At 33.8% G+C, this 18,486-nt stretch carries 14 protein-coding genes; 11 read left to right on the top strand and 3 right to left on the bottom strand.

Annotated elements, in window-relative coordinates; all coding sequences use genetic code 11:
- Positions 1-38 precede the first annotated feature (38 nt).
- From BLV35_RS03160 to BLV35_RS03145, 4 genes are all read left to right on the top strand, one after another.
- Complete coding sequence (locus tag BLV35_RS03160) at positions 39-998, top strand: hypothetical protein (RefSeq protein WP_091084569.1); 960 nt, start codon at positions 39-41, stop codon at positions 996-998.
- Positions 999-1,169: 171 nt separating this feature from the next.
- Entirely contained in the window at positions 1,170-3,482 is a 2,313-nt protein-coding gene (locus BLV35_RS03155) for a type IA DNA topoisomerase (RefSeq protein WP_091084566.1), read from the top strand.
- A gap of 418 nt (positions 3,483-3,900) precedes the next feature.
- Positions 3,901-6,303 (top strand): TonB-dependent siderophore receptor, encoded by a 2,403-nt coding sequence (locus tag BLV35_RS03150; RefSeq protein ID WP_091084563.1) that lies wholly within the window; start codon positions 3,901-3,903, stop codon positions 6,301-6,303.
- A 116-nt stretch (positions 6,304-6,419) separates the two neighbouring features.
- Positions 6,420-6,968, top strand: a complete 549-nt coding sequence (locus BLV35_RS03145; protein WP_091084559.1) for a PepSY-associated TM helix domain-containing protein — start codon at positions 6,420-6,422, stop codon at positions 6,966-6,968.
- A gap of 82 nt (positions 6,969-7,050) precedes the next feature.
- On the opposite strand, the gene BLV35_RS03140 is transcribed toward BLV35_RS03145, so the two are convergent.
- Positions 7,051-7,434, bottom strand: a complete 384-nt coding sequence (locus BLV35_RS03140) for a hypothetical protein (RefSeq protein WP_091084556.1) — start codon at positions 7,432-7,434, stop codon at positions 7,051-7,053.
- Between the two features lie 440 nt (positions 7,435-7,874).
- Here BLV35_RS03140 and BLV35_RS03135 point away from each other — a divergent pair, with 440 nt between their 5' ends.
- Together BLV35_RS03135 and BLV35_RS03130 are read left to right on the top strand one after the other, a co-directional pair.
- Positions 7,875-8,687, top strand: a complete 813-nt coding sequence (locus BLV35_RS03135; protein WP_091084553.1) for a hypothetical protein — start codon at positions 7,875-7,877, stop codon at positions 8,685-8,687.
- A gap of 329 nt (positions 8,688-9,016) precedes the next feature.
- Positions 9,017-9,580 (top strand): hypothetical protein, encoded by a 564-nt coding sequence (locus BLV35_RS03130; protein ID WP_091084551.1) that lies wholly within the window; start codon positions 9,017-9,019, stop codon positions 9,578-9,580.
- Between the two features lie 145 nt (positions 9,581-9,725).
- On the opposite strand, the gene BLV35_RS03125 is transcribed toward BLV35_RS03130, so the two are convergent.
- The gene (locus BLV35_RS03125) at positions 9,726-12,359 is read right to left on the bottom strand and encodes a valine--tRNA ligase (RefSeq protein ID WP_091084548.1); all 2,634 of its coding nucleotides are present in this window, start codon (positions 12,357-12,359) and stop codon (positions 9,726-9,728) included.
- Between the two features lie 160 nt (positions 12,360-12,519).
- Between BLV35_RS03125 and BLV35_RS03120 the strand changes: the two genes are divergently transcribed.
- A complete protein-coding gene (locus tag BLV35_RS03120; RefSeq protein ID WP_091084545.1) occupies positions 12,520-12,909 on the top strand; it encodes a DUF1573 domain-containing protein in 390 nt (129 codons plus the stop codon).
- 63 nt (positions 12,910-12,972) lie between these two features.
- Here BLV35_RS03120 and BLV35_RS03115 read toward each other — a convergent pair whose 3' ends face one another.
- Positions 12,973-14,301, bottom strand: coding sequence for a PDZ domain-containing protein (locus BLV35_RS03115; RefSeq protein ID WP_091084542.1), 1,329 nt, complete (start codon positions 14,299-14,301; stop codon positions 12,973-12,975).
- 125 nt (positions 14,302-14,426) lie between these two features.
- On the opposite strand from BLV35_RS03115, the gene BLV35_RS03110 reads away from it, so the two are divergent.
- From BLV35_RS03110 to yidD, 4 genes are all read left to right on the top strand, one after another.
- On the top strand, positions 14,427-15,620 hold the full coding sequence (locus BLV35_RS03110) for a pyridoxal phosphate-dependent aminotransferase (RefSeq protein WP_091084539.1): 1,194 nt from the start codon (positions 14,427-14,429) through the stop codon (positions 15,618-15,620).
- Between the two features lie 261 nt (positions 15,621-15,881).
- The gene (gene folE, locus BLV35_RS03105) at positions 15,882-16,553 is read left to right on the top strand and encodes a GTP cyclohydrolase I FolE (protein ID WP_091084535.1); all 672 of its coding nucleotides are present in this window, start codon (positions 15,882-15,884) and stop codon (positions 16,551-16,553) included.
- Between the two features lie 124 nt (positions 16,554-16,677).
- Positions 16,678-18,156 carry a cysteine--tRNA ligase gene (cysS, locus tag BLV35_RS03100; protein ID WP_091084532.1) on the top strand — a complete coding sequence of 493 codons (1,479 nt, stop codon included), beginning with the start codon at positions 16,678-16,680 and terminating at the stop codon, positions 18,154-18,156.
- Between the two features lie 52 nt (positions 18,157-18,208).
- On the top strand, positions 18,209-18,463 hold the full coding sequence (yidD, locus tag BLV35_RS03095; protein WP_091084531.1) for a membrane protein insertion efficiency factor YidD: 255 nt from the start codon (positions 18,209-18,211) through the stop codon (positions 18,461-18,463).
- Positions 18,464-18,486 lie beyond the last annotated feature (23 nt).

The following is an 18,486-nucleotide window of genomic DNA, read 5'->3' as shown; positions in this document are numbered from 1 at the left end:
GCGCAGAATACATGTCATAAACTTTTAAAAAAATCATATTGAAAAAAAAATATTTTTTATTACTATTTTCATTCTCAATAATTTGTTCCGCTCAAGACACTAAAATTGAAGGAATTGTTTCATTTGCTAAAAAAGGTAATAACTACGTTTCAGTACAAGTGAATGACACATTAAAAAAATTTAGAGACAAGGCTAAGCTTACAAAAAAATGGGATAGTTATCCCGAACTAACAAAAAACAAAAGATACGTAACACATACCGATTCTACAGGTTTTTTTAGTATTTCAGCTAAACCAACAGATTCATTATTTTTCTCTTCATTGACTTACGTTACACAAAAATTTGCAGTATCTGATTTAATTAAAAGTAAGGAAATAAATATTCTATTGGAACCCGAACCTTGTATTCCATATGTTGAATGTAAGCAAGAAAAGCCATCAAAATTTTATATTTTTATTGGAAAAAAGATCGATATAAAATACGAAAAAGGCCCTAACTATTGCGATGTAATTTTTCTACATGGATTTAACGGTGAGTTTAAAAGTGAGTACAAAATAGAAAAAAACATTTATGGGAATTATCAGAAAGACACAATAAATTTTGCTGCCATTGATGAATACGGCATTCCTAATTTTAGTAAATATGAAAATGTCTTACTTTTTGTGGGAGAATATTGTGGACAACTTTACCACCTAAAATACCAATACTTTGATTTATATAAAGTAAAAAATGGAAAATGGGCTAGCCCAGGAAATCCGTATAAATACGATAAAAACGTAAAAGAAAAAATCATTCAAGCTCGAAAAATCAAATTTGACGACTCCGTTTGGTTTGATATTACCAAATTAACGCCTAATCAGATCGAAACTGAATATCCGTCCGAATATTACAAAATAACAAACAACAAAGCAATTCCTATAAGGGGAACTTATGTTGATGACTTGGTTATAATAAAGAAAAACGGAGTCCTCAAGGCTCGTAATATAGAACTTGAATAAAACCTAGTTTGCTTTAATAACTTAGTGTTATTAATTCTTCTCCAATTAATTTATCTTCCTTCCATACTTAGCTCCTTCTCAGGGAAACCATCTCGTTCATAACTCCTGCAGATTTCATTTCCATACCAACTTCTAAATTCCTAATTTGCACCCTCAAAATCAGTAAGAAAAATGAAGGTCTGTATTGCCGAAAAACCAAGTGTAGCACGAGAAATCGCATCCGTTTTAGGTGCCAATACTAAACATGATGGCTATTATGAAGGTAATGGCTATGCTGTCACCTATACCTTTGGGCATTTATGTACTTTAAAAGAACCTAACGATTACAAATCCTATTGGAAAAGCTGGGATTTGAACAACCTGCCCATGCTTCCTGAAAAATTTGAAACCAAAGTCGTGGAGAATTCGGGTATCCAGAAGCAATTTAGAATCATAAAAAGTTTATTTGACAAAGCTAGTTTGGTCATCAACTGCGGGGATGCGGGACAAGAAGGAGAACTCATTCAGCGCTGGGTGATGAACGAAGCCAATTATAAAGGCGAAGTGCAACGCCTATGGATTTCTTCCTTAACGACCGAGGCCATCAGAGAGGGTTTTGAAAACTTAAAACCATCAGCCAACTACGATAATTTATACTATGCGGGTTTTTCCAGAGCCATTGGCGACTGGTTATTGGGTATGAATGCGACCAGATTATACACCGTAAAACACGGTGGATACAAACAAGTACTGTCTATTGGACGCGTACAAACGCCAACATTAGCGATGGTTGTAGACCGCTGGAAAGAAATCGAAAATTTTAAACCACAACCCTATTGGGAGCTACAAACCTTATATCGAGAAACACTTTTTAGTTACGAAGAAGGTCGTTTTTTGAAAAAAGAAGACGGAGAACTTTTAGCCAATAAAGTAAAAGAAAGTTATTTCGAAATTGTCTCTATCGAAAAAAAGAAAGGAAATGAGTTTGCACCAAAGCTTTTTGATTTAACGGGCTTACAAGTCTATTGCAATACTAAGTTTGGCTTTTCGGCAGATGAAACCTTGAAAATTGTTCAAACTTTGTACGAACAAAAAGTAGTTACTTATCCCAGAGTCGACACCACATTTTTACCCAACGATATCTACCCGAAAGTGCCTGGTATTCTTCAAAACCTTACCAATTATGCTGCTTTAACGGAACCACTTTTAGGCAAAAAAATAAAAAAATCAACCAAGGTTTTCAACGATAAAAAAGTAACAGATCACCACGCCATTATTCCAACGGGAATTCAAAGCAACTTGCAATACAATCAGCAACAGGTGTATGACATCATCACTAAACGTTTTATTGCCGTTTTTTATGATGATTGTTCAGTAGCGAATACTACCGTAATAGGGAAAGCGGCTGATGTGTTGTTCAAAACCACTGGAAAAGTAATTCTAAAAAAAGGATGGCGCGTCGTTTTTGAAAACCCAGACGCCAAAGAAAAAGAAGCTGATTTATTGCCCGACTTTGTCAAAGGCGAAAAAGGGCCGCACCAACCTTCTTTTTTAGAAAAAGAAACTAAAGCACCTAATCAGTTTACGGAGGCGACCTTATTGCGTGCGATGGAAACAGCAGGGAAACAAGTCGATGATGAGGATTTACGGGAACTGATGAAAGAAAACGGAATAGGCCGTCCGTCAACACGAGCGAACATTATTGAAACGCTTTTTAAACGCCAATACATTGTTCGAAACAAAAAACAAGTACTACCAACGCCTACTGGAATTCAGTTGATTGACACCATTCAAAATGATTTGGTGAAGTCAGCAGAATTGACAGGATCTTGGGAAAAGCAGTTGAAAGATATCGAAAAAGGAACGTTTACCGCCGCTGCATTTATCAATAACATGAAACGCATGGTGGAAGCTTTGGTGTATGAAGTGCGCAGTGAAACCAAGCGTGCCAATATTTCGCATGCCGGAAGTATTCAAAAACAAGAGGCAACAGTTGAAAAAAAGAAAGCAGCAGGAATTTCGGCAGAAGTTTGTCCGAAATGTAAAAAAGCGACACTTCTAAAAGGAAAATCAGCTTACGGTTGCTCCGGCTATAAAGCGGGTTGTGATTTTGTATTGCCTTATACTTTTGCCGACAAAAAAATATCTGAGAACCAATATTTGCGTTTACTTCAAAAAGGGTCTACAGTAAATTTAAAAGACTTCGTAACTAGTGCGGGAACAGTAGAAGGTTTACTTCGTTTTGATGAAAACTTCAAACTCAGATTAGAACCTAAAAAACTAGCTGCTCCTACTCCACCAAAAGAAAACAAAACACAATCTGATGCTTTGCCTTGTCCAAAATGTCAAAAAGGAACGGTCATCAAAGGAAATACCGCTTACGGTTGCACCGACTATAAATCAGGATGTAATTTTAAAGTTACTTTTGATGTGGTCAGAGAAAAATTGAAAGACCAAAAACCAACTAAAGAACTGGTTTATAAAATATTGGAAGAAAATAGCTAAGAACTTTCGGTGCCGTTTTTAAATTTATAGTCTAAACTTTGAGTCTTACTAAAAAGAATAGATCAACCTATAAAAATGACCTCCATAAACTCATTACCTACCTAAAAACACATATTAAGCGAAAGCACCTATACGTTTTTGATTAAACACAATCTATCTACAAAATACAAACAGACCTCTTTTTAATCACTTTAGAAGAGGTTTATTTTGTTTATAATTATGACGCTAAAAAGCGTTTTGAACTACCCTTTAGATTTTGGTAAAAAAGACAATTAATCTGAATACATAAAAAGTTGATTTTCAATTTACTAAAAAAAAGTTAAAATTATTATTCATATTTAGTCTAAATAAGTTTTATAATTCAAAAAGAAGAGTCTACATTTGCATTGTTATTTTTAATCATTCCAAATAAACAATTATGAACAGTCGAATTAGAATCCTATTCATCCTATTACTTACTTCACTTTATATAAACGCACAAGAACATGGAATCATCGAAGGAAAAATACTTTCTACTGATGGATTTCCGCTTCCGGGAATAGCTATTAAATTAGGTAAAGACGCAAAAGCAACTGAAACGAATGCCAATGGCGACTTTAAATTTGCCAATTTCCCTACAGGAAACCATACAATAACACTTGAGGGTGTTGGCATGAAAAAACAATCTAAAGAGATTAAAGTTTTGGCCAACCAAACAAATTTTGTGGAATTTAGACTAATTGAAGACATCACGACCCTGAAGGAATTAGTGATTAAAATCAAGCAAACTCCTAACAAGAAAAAAGAAACCGTTTTATCAGGTCTGGATATAAAGCCGATAGATCTACCTCAAAGCATTCAAATAGTAGGACATCATATTATAGAACAACAGCAAGCGGTACGGTTGAGCGATGTTATTCGAAATGTGAATGGTGTCTATGTTGGTTCGGCCCGTGGTGGTGCCCAAGAATCATTCTGGTCTCGAGGATATGATATGTCTTCTAATAATATGTTTAAAAACGGTTTCCGTTTTAGCAATGGTTCCCTTCCAGAAGTATCTTCTCTAGAAAGAATAGAAGTACTTAAAGGAAGCGCTGCTCTTTTATTTGGAAATGTAGCTCCAGGAGGGATCTTGAATATGGTTACAAAAAAACCTTCTTTCAAGAGCGGAGGAGAAATTAGTATGCAAATGGGAAGCAACGCCTTCTACAAACCATCTATTGATATTTATGGTCCATTAAACAATGCCATCGCTTACCGCTTCACAGGTTCATACGAAAACTCAGAAAGCTTTAGAGACATTGTAAAAAAAGAACGTTATTATGTCAACCCATCGATACTATTTAAAGTAAGTGACAAAACGGAAATTGTATTGCAAGGAGATTATTTACACGACGATTGGACTCCTGATTTTGGAACTGGAATGACTGGAAAAGAAATTGCTGACGTACCTAGAAACACTTATTTAGGTGCCACATGGTCTAACGGTCAAACAAGACAAGCCAGTGTTTCAGGGTTAGTGAAACATGAGTTCAATAAAGATTGGAAACTAAACTTCAACTCTTCTTTTCAAAACTATAACAGAACATCTAAAGGTACAGAGCGCATCCAACCAACAAATGATGGCTACTGGGAAAGACCATTAGGACAAAATAAAAACCTAGAACAAATACTTGGACAGCAAATCAGCTTACAAGGAAATTTCAATACTGGAAATATAAAACACCAACTATATACAGGTGTTGATTTTGAGAATTCTTATGCTCAAGCATATACTTATACATTCTCACCTAACACTTATGGTAGCGGTAACATTTTTGATTTTGATAATTTTGATCAAGGTGGTGCCATTCCAGAAGCAACAAACACAAAAATAGTAAAAACAGACACAAACCGTTTTGGAATTTATGCGCAAGATTTAATTTCGCTTACTGACAAATTCAAACTGTTGGCAGGATTGCGTTGGTCATGGCAAGAAGCTCAAGCTGAAACTTATGATTTAACTAAAACGCCAACTACTATTACAACTGATGCAAAACGTATCGATCATGCTTTTACTCCTAAGTTAGGACTTGTTTATCAACCTACTCAAGACATGGCCTTATTCGCTAGTTACTCTAATTCTTTTACTCCAAACTCTGGTACAACGGTCGACCTAAAAGTAATTAAACCTTCTTTAATTGACCAATATGAATTGGGAATCAAAAAAGATTTCTGGCAAGGGTTGTTGAGTACCAACATCACTTTGTACCAAATTGAAAATAGCAACTTAGCCCAAACTGCCGAATTTAAAGCAGATGGATCAAATAATACTGATTCAAGTATAAAAGTCTTAAGTGGAGCTACAAAAAGTAAAGGAGTAGAACTGGATATCACGGCTCGACCTACTGAAGGTTTACGCTTAATGGCAGGTTATAGTTATAATGACATGCGCTACACAAAAACTTCAGGCCTTAACGGAAGCTTTATTGTAGGAGACCGTCTAGCAAGAACACCAGCAAACACGGCTAACCTAAGCTTCTTCTACACGGTGCCATCAGGAATATTAAAAGGACTCTCAATTGGATCATCGGCAAATTACATAGGAAATCGTGTAGCTGGATGGAACAACCAAATCTTAATTGACCCAGATACTCAAGTTGTGACTCTTAGAGACAGACAAGTACCTATAAATGATTATACTACCGTAGACCTATCTGCCGGTTATGAATGGGGTAAATTCTCTGTCTTATGTAAATTATCTAACGTAGGAAACGTTTTAGATTATACCGTTCATGAAAACTACAGTGTAAACCCAATTGCGCCACGTCAAGTACTAACTTCCTTAAAATATAAGTTTTAAAACAAACTATTTAAAAAAGTTTTTTCTGAATGATTACTTATTGAAAAACAGAGAAAAGTTTTTTCTTTTCTAAACAGGAATATATTATTTTCGCAAATACAAATTCAACACCTACAATGAAAAAAAAGACCTTCAGAAATTTACATAGAGATTTAGGTTATTTCTATATTGGACTCATCGTTTCCTTTGCTTTATCAGGACTTATGATGAATCACCGCGACATGTGGCATCCTGAAAAATATACTACTGAGACTAAACTAATTGAAGTTACCCTGCCCAAAGAGAGCGAAATCAATGAAGAATTTGCTAAAGATTTAGGTACGAAACTGGGAATAGACGACAAGTTCCGCCGTCACAATGTTAAAAAAGGAAATCTGAAAATTTCATTTGAAAAGCATGATGTCGAAATAGACATGAAAACCGGAAAAGGAGAGATTGTTTCCTTCATAAAAACACCGATCATCAGTCAGTCGATGAGTTTACATAAAAACACCTCTAATTTCTGGATTTACTATTCAGATATTTTCGCCCTAAGTCTAATCATCATTGCTCTAAGCGGAACAATAATGGTAAAAGCCGGTAAATTTAGTTGGAAACAGCGTGGATGGAAACTAGCAGTAGCGGGAATCCTATTTCCATTAATCTTCTTGTTCTTATTAGCTTAAGAAGAGAGAATAAGACATGAAAAAACCGTAATAGCGCATGCGTTATTACGGTTTTTTAGTTTTTAACTATTTCAAATATACCTTACATTGCTTGGTTCATTTTGATTTCGTTCTCACTAAGTAATGCTGAAAGATTAGCATATTGATTGGGCTCATATTTTTCAATACCACTTTCATACCATTTTGAAATTATATTCATTTGATTCGCTGTGTAGCCATCAGCATCGACATCAAAACCTAACATACCTGCGATGAGAAAGTCTTCTAAAACTTTTTCAGTCACAATTCGTTGCGGAATTCCGAAACAAATTAAACCATTCATGTTTTCATAATCTAAACGTCCGGATTTAAAACCCGCACTAAATGCAGTCTCCGTATTACCTTCAGATGATTCATGTGGGTTTAAACCCATTGAATATCCGTCAAGATAGCCTATCCTATAAGTAGAACTAAATATTTCTTTCATATGTTTATTAATGTGGTATTTAACAATATAAGGACAAAAATATATAACAATATGTCCGAAATAACACATAAATCGTTTAAAGGGAAAAATACCCTTTGAAATACAATGGCGATGTCGTTCGTCGATAAAAAGTCTTCATTTCACTGTACTTAAAAGTTTAGATTAAAAACACTTGCGCTCTTTACTTCTAACAAAGCATTCTCTAGAGTTCCTTCTACAAATTTAACGTTTTACAATTTTAATTAAATACTGATTTAAGTAATATAATAGATTGTGCAAATGGTATTATATAAACATAAAACTATTCTCAAAATTTAAATTAACGAAACTATTAAAATCTGTTTTATCATATCTTTGTCTATTGTAGTTTCGTTTACCGTAAATTCATGCCTTTAATGATTGAATAAAATTTAGCCACACTTTTCTAAAACAAAAATTAAGTGAAAAAGATAATAATTCTACTTGGACTTTTATTGCTCACTATCACTTCGTGTTCAACAGACGAAACTGATATACCGATTAAACAAAATAGTAAACCACTACTCAAAACAATTGAAGTGATAAATACTACAAATGGTTTAACAACAGCATTCACTTATAACGGGTACAAAATCATCCAGGTTACAAGTAATCTTTATATTGGAGTTTATAAAATCAGTTATACCTATACTGGAGATTACATTACAAAAGAAGACGGATACATCAATGACCAGCTTATTGTGAGCACTGAATATACATATGAGAATAACAAGTTAAAAACGGTAATTTATAAAGACACGAATAGCGGAACAATTTTTCCGGCCATGAATCAAAATAAGTTAGTTTATACTTATCAGCCTGATAATACCGTAGATATTGGTATCTATTCTTATTCTCTCAATAATTGGCAGTTAGTTGCGCCATACCCTAAAATGAAAATTTATTTTAAAGATGGGAACATTGTAAAAAGAGAAAAATTCAATACTGACGGAATGATTTCATCAACCATAATACATGAGTATGACACGAGCCCTAATAAATACACCAACATAATAGGATTCGATAAATTATTTTTCACGGGTTCGTTTACAAATAATTTTAATCGACATTTCAACATTCAAGACTTAAATAACGTCAACAACGTCATTCGTAATGAATCAGACACCTATAAATACAATTATAACTCTGATGGTTTTCCAATAGAACAAATTAACACTTATTTTTCAAGTCCTATTAGGCCTCCTTTTGGAGAAAAAAAATACACTTACTATTAAATTTAAAACTTATTTATATAGAAAACCCCAATATTGAATTTCAATTTTGGGGTTGTTTTTATGTTAATAATTGACTTATTTCAATCCTGCTAAACACAGCTCGATTGCTTAAATTTTAGAAAATTAGACCTATCCTCTTTGTTTCTGACTCATCGATTTATTTGTAAAATAAATACTATATTTGAATATGTAAATAATTTATTCAGTGCTGTATAGCAAATTAATTCATTTTCACTCACAGGGAAAGCAAACCTTCATAAGTGATAAAAAACAAGACGCAATACTAGCTAATTACTACTTTTCAAAAAAACAAATTCAAATAACAGCTGATGATCTTTTCTTTAAAACATTTATTTTACATTACTGTAACATTCACTGTTACTTCATGTGTTTCTCAAAAAACAACAAATAGAAACTCTATTATTAATACTAAATACAATGAGGAATATATCGCTAGTACAAAAACATTAGTAGGTAAATTAGATGAAAGTCAGTACGCCAAAATAACAACTGTACTAGCAAAGGAACTAAATACGGTATTATCTAAAGACAAAGCAATTTTGATAAATTATAGTCAAAAAGCGCCAAACTGTATTACAGAAGGACATAGCAAGAAGAATGACTTGTTAGTTAGCGAAAATGGTATTCGTCTATCTAATGAAATAAGTAAAAAGTATAATGCTGCCGACTTTTTTGTTTATGCAGCAGATACTTTCGTTAAAGATTTACGTCAAGAAAATTTCATTTTAGATACAGGTTTTTTTTACAATAATGTATTTACCCTCCATGAAAACTGTAAAGCTTTTTTCATTCTCAAACCAAATGGAGATTTCATGAAATATTATGGAGAAGATTACTATTCTCTGGTTAATGATTTTTTAGAAAAGAAATAGTTAAAAAAAAACATTTAAAATAAGGTTAAAATTAATCCTAAATTATACTCAAAAATAGTGATTGAATTTGAAATAAAAATAAAAAATCCCAATCCTGAAAAAATGATCAGCATTGGGATTTTACTATTTTAAAAAGACTAATCTCTTATTTCAATCCAGCTAAACTTTGCTCGATTGTTTCAATTTTAGCTAAAGCATCTGCTTCTTTTTGTCTTTCATTTGCCAAAACTTTCTCAGGAGCTCCATTTACAAATTTTTCATTAGACAATTTTCCTTGTACTGATTTCAGGAAGCCTTTTGTATAATTTAATTCCGTAGTTAATTTTGCAATTTCTTCTTCTACGTTGATGTTTCCAGTAATCGGAATAAAATATTCATTCGATTTTACTCTAAACGATAAAGCACCATCCACTTTTTCAGAAACATATTCTAATGCTGTAATGTTTCCTAATTTGGTCACAACCGAATCAAAATAAGTAGAAGCTGAATCGTTATTAATCGCTTTTAATTCAATCGCGTCTTTGAAAGGAATATTCTTGTCTTTACGAATGGTTCTAATTCCAGAAATCACTTCTGCAGCATTTTCAAAACCAGCAATTAGAGCAGCATCGAAAGGCTTTAATTCTGGCCATGTTGAAACAATTAATGCTTCTTCGGGAGTTCTCTCTGCTAATATCTGCCAGATTTCCTCAGTCAAGAATGGCATAAACGGATGCAATACTTTTAGATTATTTTCAAGCATTTCTATTGCTTTCGCAAAAGTTACGCTGTCAATAGGCTGTTGGTAAGCCGGTTTTATCATTTCTAAGAACCAAGAACAGAAATCATCCCAAACTAATTTGTAAGTTCCCATTAAAGCTTCTGATATTCTGTATTTTTCGAAATTGTCTTCGATTTCCAAAAGGGTTTGTTGCAACTTCGCTTCATACCATTCAATAGCCACTTTTGAAGATTCTGGCTGCGGAATAGTATCAGATACTTCCCATCCTTTTATCAGTTTGAAAGCATTCCAAATTTTATTAGTAAACCCTTTTCCTTGGTTGCATAATTCTTCATCAAACATAATATCATTCCCTGCAGAAGCGCTCAAAAGCAAACCTACACGAACTCCATCAGCACCAAATTTCTCAATCAAATCTAGTGGATCTGGTGAGTTACCTAATGATTTAGACATTTTACGTCTTTGCTTATCACGAACTAATCCAGTTAAATAAACATTAGTAAATGGTTTTTTACCCGTATACTCATATCCCGCAATGATCATTCTCGCTACCCAAAAGAATAAAATATCCGGTCCAGTAACTAAATCATTCGTTGGATAATAATATTTAAAATCTTCACTTTCAGGATCCATTATTCCACCAAAAACCGACATTGGCCACAGCCAAGATGAAAACCAAGTATCTAATGCATCAACATCTTGTTTTAAGTCCTCCGTTTTTAGTCCAGAGTTCTTAGTCTTTTCTTTGGCTAAAGCCAAAGCGTCTTCTATATTTTCAGCAACTACAAAATCTTCCTTTCCATCTCCGTAGAAATAAGCCGGAATTTGTTGTCCCCACCACAATTGACGAGATATATTCCAATCGCGAATATTGTTCAACCAATGAGCGTAAGTATTCTCAAAACGTTTAGGATGCAATTTAATATCTCCGTCCACTAATACAGATTGTATTGCTGGTTTTACTAAATCTTCCATTTTTAAGAACCATTGATCTGATAATCTTGGTTCGATAACTGCTTTGGTTCTTTCAGAAGTCCCTACTTTATTCAAGTGTATTTCTGTTTTTGTAAGTGCACCAATTGTTTCTAATTCTAATGCAACTTCTTCACGAACTACAAAACGGTCTTTTCCTTGGTAATGCAAACCAAAACTATTCATTGTTGCATCTTCATTGAAGATATCAATAATTTCTAAGTTGTGTTTTTCTCCAAGAGTTTTATCATTCATATCGTGAGCAGGAGTCACTTTTAAACATCCTGTCCCAAATTCGATATCTACATATTCATCTTCAATAATAGGAATCACACGACCACAAATAGGCACAATCGCTTTCTTCCCTTTTAAATGAGCAAAACGTTCGTCATTTGGGTTAATACAAATAGCGCTGTCTCCAAAAATTGTTTCTGGACGTGTCGTAGCAATCGTTAAGAAATCTTCACTTCCTTCAATTTTATATTGTATGAAATATAATTTCCCTTGTCTTTCTTCAAAAATAACTTCTTCATCAGATAAAGTCGTCTTCGCTTCGGGATCCCAGTTTACCATTCGGTACCCACGATAAATTAGTCCTTTGTTATATAAATCAACAAAAGAACGAATTACAGATGCTGACATATCAGGATCCATAGTAAACTTAGTACGTTCCCAGTCACATGAAGCTCCTAGTTTTTTTAACTGCTCTAGAATTACGCCACCATATTTGTCAGTCCAATCGTAAGCGTGTTTCAAAAATTCCTCACGAGTTAAATCCGATTTATTAATTCCCTCTGCTTTCAGTTTAGCAACAACCTTAGCTTCGGTAGCAATAGAAGCATGATCCGTACCAGGAACCCAGCAAGCATTAAAGCCCTTTAGACGTGCTCTTCTGATCAAGACATCTTGAATCGTATTGTTTAACATGTGTCCCATGTGTAAAACTCCAGTAACATTTGGAGGAGGGATTACAATGGTATATGGCGTTCTGTGGTCTGGCTCAGAGTGAAAATAATTATTTTTCATCCAGTAGTCATACCATTTATCTTCAATAGTCTTGGCGTCAAATTGTGCGGGAATTGTCATAAAAAGCAACTGTTAAAACCAAAATTAAACTTTGGTCTGATATTTGTAATTCATATAGGGAACAAAAGTAAATAATTAAGTACACTATAAAAAGAGAAATAAAAATTTGTGGGTTAATTAAAAGAAACTAAATTTACTTTTTATCTATAAAAAAAATCTTATGAAAAAAATAGCAACAATAATAGCGGTCATATTCTTTACAAGTATTGGATTTTCGCAGAACGGGGCTAAAATTGAATTCAAAGCGGAAAACAACACTATTGATTACGGAACCATAACTAAAGGAAAAGATAATGGTGTTCGAGTATTTGAATTTACAAATACTGGTACTACCCCACTAATTATATATTCTGTTCAATCTACTGCTAGTTCTACTATCCTATCTAAACAAACAGATACTATTTTACCTGGAAAATCAAGTAAGATTGAAGTGAAGTATAACATGGCTGTAGGGCCTATCAGAAAAACGATTACGGTAGAATCTAATGCTGTCAATTATGACGAAGGTAGAGTTCCTTTAAAAATTAAAGGAGATGTAATCGCTAATTAGTATTAGTCACCTTAAAAAAATTAAAACGTTCCTTGATAATTATTTCAAGGAACGTTTTTCGTTTTACAAAATATCAATAAGTTGGAATCTAAATTTAAGCTTTTGCTTCTCTCTTTCTATTTCTATGGTTATCCATTTGTCCTCTTCTGATCTTAAGAGTGAATTGATTTGCTGTAGCGAATATTTATAGGCAGGATTTCTATTTATGGAAATAATCACATCTCCTTTTTGTAAGCCACTATTTTCAGCCGGCGAATTTTTTCTAATATTGGCTATTTCAAAAATAGGCTTTAATTGAAACTTGTATTTTAAATTAGTAGCACTTCTTTCCCTACTGGTATCCAGATGGTCTACCTTTATTGGAAAAGCTTGCAACTGCACTGTCTCCTGAATCCATTGCACGCCAGAATGCCTTATTTCAATTCCACTTTTATTGTAAACAAATGGAGCAGCATAATGTCTATTCTTCCTTAAATACAAAAATTCATTTGGGTAGTCAAAAATGACTGAGAATCTCCTTAAAATTTCTCCTCCAACCGAACCCACCCGATCAGGAACCATGGTTACATGCTTTATCGAACTGGAATCTGGAAAAGCTATTATAGGTTTGAAAAATTTAAAGTCTGAAATAAAAAATTCAGCAATTCGCGCTCTTTTTCCTTCTACATCACCGCTAAAACCTTTACCTAAATAATCATCAAAATTAATTGTAGGAACATGTATTTTATCGGAAACATTTTGAAAAAGCCAAATCGCATCACTGTTTCCAACATCTACAAGCAATTTTGCGGCAAACCTACTGGAATCAATAACAACATTAGCATTTAGATATGGTTTTGATTTTTCAATAGTAATAGGAACTTTTTTATATCTTCTTTCTATCCTTTTACTGTTTCTCCTACTGTCTTGATAAAAAATAACTTTTCTTTTTTCGTAATTAATTTCGAGTAAATTATTCTTAAAGAAAGGAGACCCGATGATTCCATTTACTGGAATTCCAATGTGTGAGGACAGACTAAAATCCTTATCGACGATAACATATAAAAGATGATTGCGGGATTCCATTCCTTTAACCTCCAATAAATTTCCCTCAGATTTTAAACCGTCAATAGCCTCTTCACTACCTAAACCCCGTAAAGTGATTTTTTGAATATTTTTAAGATTGAGGTCACTTTCCTCTTCTAAACTAAACAGGATAGTCTCTTTTACTCCAGAATCAACTAAAAAAGTCAACTCTACGCCGTTGACATTTATGGGAATAAACACTAGGTTATTAATTAATTTAAAAGGAATACTTATTTTCTTAACCTCTTTTTTAAATCGAAATCCACCCTGTGCCGAAATAGTGAGGGCGTATATGAAAAGGAGAAAAAATAAGATCTGTTTTTTCATAGAGTAACATTTCTATAAATTTACTGAAAAAACTAAAGAATATTGCACATTTAACAATAAATAGGCTAGATAGCTTATTTAGTTCAAAAAAAAAATCGCAAATTTGCATTTCAACAATTACTATCATGCCAAAAATATCGAACAAGGGTACACAAATGCCTGAATCTCCAATACGTAAATTAGTTCCATTTTCTGAAATTGCAAAGAAAAAGGGAAACAAAGTATATCACTTGAATATCGGACAACCGGACATTAAGACACCTGAGGTGGCTATGAATGCGGTTAAGAATTTTGATATTAAAGTATTAGAATACAGCCATTCAGCCGGATTTGAAAGCTACAGAACGAAACTATCTCAATTCTATAAAAATCAAGGATTACCTATCAATTTTGAGGACATCATCATTACAACAGGTGGATCAGAAGCTTTGCTTTTTGCAATGGGTAGCACTATGGATCCGGGAGATGAGATCATCATCCCTGAACCATTTTACGCTAACTATAATGGTTTTTCTACTGCATCAGGAGTTAATGTAGTTCCAGTTATTTCATCAATTGACACTGGTTTTGCACTTCCTCCAATCGCTGATTTTGAAAAACTAATTACACCAAAAACAAAAGCAATCCTTATTTGTAATCCAGGAAACCCAACAGGTTATTTGTATTCAAAAGAGGAAATGATGCAGCTTGCTGACTTAGTAAAAAAACACGATCTGTTTTTAATCGCTGATGAAGTTTACAGAGAGTTTACTTATGATGGAGATATTCATTATTCTGTAATGAACATTCCTGGACTGGAAGAAAACGCTATCATGATTGACTCTGTATCCAAAAGATACAGTATGTGTGGTGCAAGAATTGGTTGCATTGTTTCAAAAAACAAAGAATTAATGGCTGCTGCAATGAAATTTGCACAAGCAAGATTAAGTCCGCCAACATTTGCTCAAGTAGCTAGTGAAGCCGCTCTTGACACTCCTCAAAGTTATTTTGATGAAGTAATCTCAGAGTATCGAGAACGTAGAGATACACTTATCGCAGAACTTCATAAAATTGAAGGTGCAAAAGTAGCGACTCCAAAAGGAGCTTTCTATTGTATTGCTGAACTTCCTATTGAAAATGCTGATGATTTTGCAAGATGGCTTCTCGAAAGTTACGATCTTGATGGAGAAACGGTAATGGTTGCACCAGCAGCTGGGTTTTACTCTACTCCTGGAGTAGGTTTAAACCAAGTTAGAATTGCTTATGTATTAAAGAAAGAAGAATTAATTAAAGCAGTACAAATACTTAAAGAAGCAATTGTCGTTTATAATGCAAAGTAATTAGCACTACAATTTGACAATAAAAGATACTACATCACTATAAAAATAGCGATATAACTCTCATAATTAAAGCAATATACTACAACGGCAATAACCCATAAAGTTATTGCCGTTTGTTTTTAATACAAAACCGTAAAAAGTCCTTTACACAATCACAATGTTAAAGCGATCATTAATTATTAAAAGGGATGGAAATTCTTTAGTATTTATTAATTATCTTTACGCCTTAAATATATACACCCACTATAATAGTAGCTTTTAATGAAACATAATGAAGAAATTCATGACGAAATAGGAGATAATCATATTGGTTCATGCGCAACAAACCCTTTACGAGAAGACGCTTTTGATATTACTGATGACGAAAAAATAGAAAGCATAAAAAAAGATGTTGAAAGTATCCTACTTACACTTGGGATGGACTTGACTGATGACAGCATTAAAGGCACACCTAATCGTGTTGCTAAAATGTTTGTAAAAGAAATTTTTGGAGGATTGAATCCTGCAAGAAAACCAAAAGCATCTACATTCGACAATAATTACAAATACGGCGAAATGTTAGTTGAAAAAAACATTATCGTTTACTCTACTTGTGAGCACCATTTATTACCGATTATAGGAAGAGCACATGTTGCTTATATCTCTAATGGAACTGTAATTGGCCTTTCAAAAATGAATAGAATAGTTGAGTACTATTCTAAAAGACCACAGGTGCAAGAGCGCTTAACAATGCAAATCGTTCAGGAATTACAAAATGCTCTAGGTACAAAAGACGTTGCCTGCGTTATTGATGCAAAACATCTTTGTGTAAATTCAAGAGGAATCAGTGACATCGAAAGTAGCACAGTCACTTCTGAATTTGGCGGAAAATTTAAAGAACCTCAAGCTCGTAGAGAGTTTTTGGATTATATTAAATTAGAAACAAAGTTCTAAAGTAATTTATTTCTTATTTACCCACAATTCCTTAGCCCTGATTGCAGTGGAAATCCTTTTTATTTTTTCTTAAAAATAAAAAGATTGAAGCGGAAAGCAGGAAACAGCTCCTAAAAAAACAAACATGCCTTTATATACTACCCAGAAGTTAAAAATATACAATTCTCTTTCAGGAGAGAAAGAAACATTCGTACCTATTCATGAAGGCAGCATAGGTATGTATGTATGCGGGCCAACGGTTTACAGCAATGTACACCTTGGAAACGTGCGGACTTTTATGTCATTTGACATTATATTCAGGTACTTACTGCATCTGGGTTATAAAGTGCGCTATGTACGAAATATTACTGATGTAGGACATATTGTGGACGATGCAGAAGATGGAGAGGATAAAATTGCAAAAAAAGCACGTTTAGAGCAATTAGAGCCGATGGAAGTGGTACAACGTTACACTGTTGACTTTCATGAAATTTTGAAGGCTTTTAATTTTTTACCTCCAAGTATCGAGCCTACGGCTACGGGGCATCTTATTGAACAAATTGAGATTATAAAAACAATTATCGATAAAGGAATTGGATATGAAGCGAATGGCTCTGTCTATTTTGATGTCGTTAAATTCAATGAAACCAATCATTACGGTAGATTAAGCGGTCGAAATATTGAAGACATGCTTGCTAATACCCGTGATCTTGATGGACAAACTGACAAAAGAAATCCACAGGATTTTGCACTTTGGAAAAAAGCCGAACCACAGCATATCATGCGCTGGCCTTCTCCATGGAGCGAAGGTTTTCCTGGTTGGCATCTAGAATGTACAGCCATGAGTACAAAATACCTAGGAAATCATTTTGATATTCACGGTGGCGGAATGGATTTAAAATTCCCTCATCATGAATGTGAAATCGCTCAAAACGAAGCTTGTACCGGTCAAACGCCTGTTAATTACTGGATGCACGCCAATATGCTGACTTTGAACGGTAAAAAAATGGCTAAGTCGACCGGAAATAATATTTTACCAAGAGAAATCTTAACGGGAGAAAACTCGATCTTAAGTAAAGCCTTTCCAGCTTCGGTAGCTCGATTCTTTATGTTACAAGCACATTACAGAAGCATCCTTGATTTTTCTGACGATGCGATTGTTGCAGCCGAAAAAGGATATAAAAGATTGATGGAAGCCTTAGCTACTTTAAAACAGATAAGCGCAAGCGCAAGCAGTACACTGGATATTGCTAGCTGGAAACAATCCTGCTACGACGCTATGAATGATGATTTTAATTCACCTATTTTAATAGCACAATTATTTGAAGGAGTTCGTTTTATCAATCTATTAAATGATGGTAAAGAAACCTTAAATGCAGTTGATTTAGAAAACTTATCTTCTACAATGAATGCCTTTATATTTGATGTATTGGGACTAGAAGATGAAAAAATAGCAGACGGTAATAATGATAAACTGGAAGCAGTTGTAAACATGCTTATAGGAATGAGAAATCAAGCTAGAGCAGATAAAAACTTTAAACTTTCTGACCAAATAAGAGATCAGTTGATTGCCTACGGAATCCAATTGAAAGATGGTAAAGAAGGAACTACTTTTAGTGTTTAATGATCCTTTTTTAGTGATTAACTAAAAAATTAAAATACTAAATATCTAAAATATGATTTCAAAAATTCTCATATTTCCTTTTATAGTATTAGTTCGCTTCTATCAAGTTGTGCTTTCACCACTTATGCCAGCAACCTGCCGATTTGCTCCCACTTGCTCTTCTTATATGATTGAAGCATTGCAAGTTCACGGTTTGTTTTATGGCGGATTTCTAGGTGTTAAACGAATTTTAAGTTGTCACCCTTGGGGTAAAACTGGCTATGACCCAGTTCCTAAAAAAAAGTGCAATCACCAAGACAATCCTTAAGTTAAAATTGTGCAATTTGCCTC

It is taken from the genome of Flavobacterium gillisiae (assembly GCF_900107635.1).
GTDB lineage: Bacteria > Bacteroidota > Bacteroidia > Flavobacteriales > Flavobacteriaceae > Flavobacterium > Flavobacterium gillisiae.
Note: the sequence above shows the minus strand (reverse complement) of the source record. Positions and strands in the feature narration are given on the sequence as shown.

Excerpts from the sequence above, each read along its gene's own strand:
- BLV35_RS03155 (WP_091084566.1), top strand. The coding sequence starts at position 1,170 with ATGAAGGTCTGTATTGCCGAAAAACCAAGTGTAGCACGAGAAATCGCA.
- BLV35_RS03145 (WP_091084559.1), top strand. The coding sequence starts at position 6,420 with ATGAAAAAAAAGACCTTCAGAAATTTACATAGAGATTTAGGTTATTTC.
- BLV35_RS03115 (WP_091084542.1), bottom strand. The coding sequence starts at position 14,301 with ATGAAAAAACAGATCTTATTTTTTCTCCTTTTCATATACGCCCTCACT.
- BLV35_RS03140 (WP_091084556.1), bottom strand. The coding sequence starts at position 7,434 with ATGAAAGAAATATTTAGTTCTACTTATAGGATAGGCTATCTTGACGGA.
- cysS (WP_091084532.1), top strand. The coding sequence starts at position 16,678 with ATGCCTTTATATACTACCCAGAAGTTAAAAATATACAATTCTCTTTCA.
- folE (WP_091084535.1), top strand. The coding sequence starts at position 15,882 with ATGAAACATAATGAAGAAATTCATGACGAAATAGGAGATAATCATATT.
- BLV35_RS03130 (WP_091084551.1), top strand. The coding sequence starts at position 9,017 with ATGATCTTTTCTTTAAAACATTTATTTTACATTACTGTAACATTCACT.
- yidD (WP_091084531.1), top strand. The coding sequence starts at position 18,209 with ATGATTTCAAAAATTCTCATATTTCCTTTTATAGTATTAGTTCGCTTC.
- BLV35_RS03120 (WP_091084545.1), top strand. The coding sequence starts at position 12,520 with ATGAAAAAAATAGCAACAATAATAGCGGTCATATTCTTTACAAGTATT.
- BLV35_RS03150 (WP_091084563.1), top strand. The coding sequence starts at position 3,901 with ATGAACAGTCGAATTAGAATCCTATTCATCCTATTACTTACTTCACTT.
- BLV35_RS03125 (WP_091084548.1), bottom strand. The coding sequence starts at position 12,359 with ATGACAATTCCCGCACAATTTGACGCCAAGACTATTGAAGATAAATGG.
- BLV35_RS03110 (WP_091084539.1), top strand. The coding sequence starts at position 14,427 with ATGCCAAAAATATCGAACAAGGGTACACAAATGCCTGAATCTCCAATA.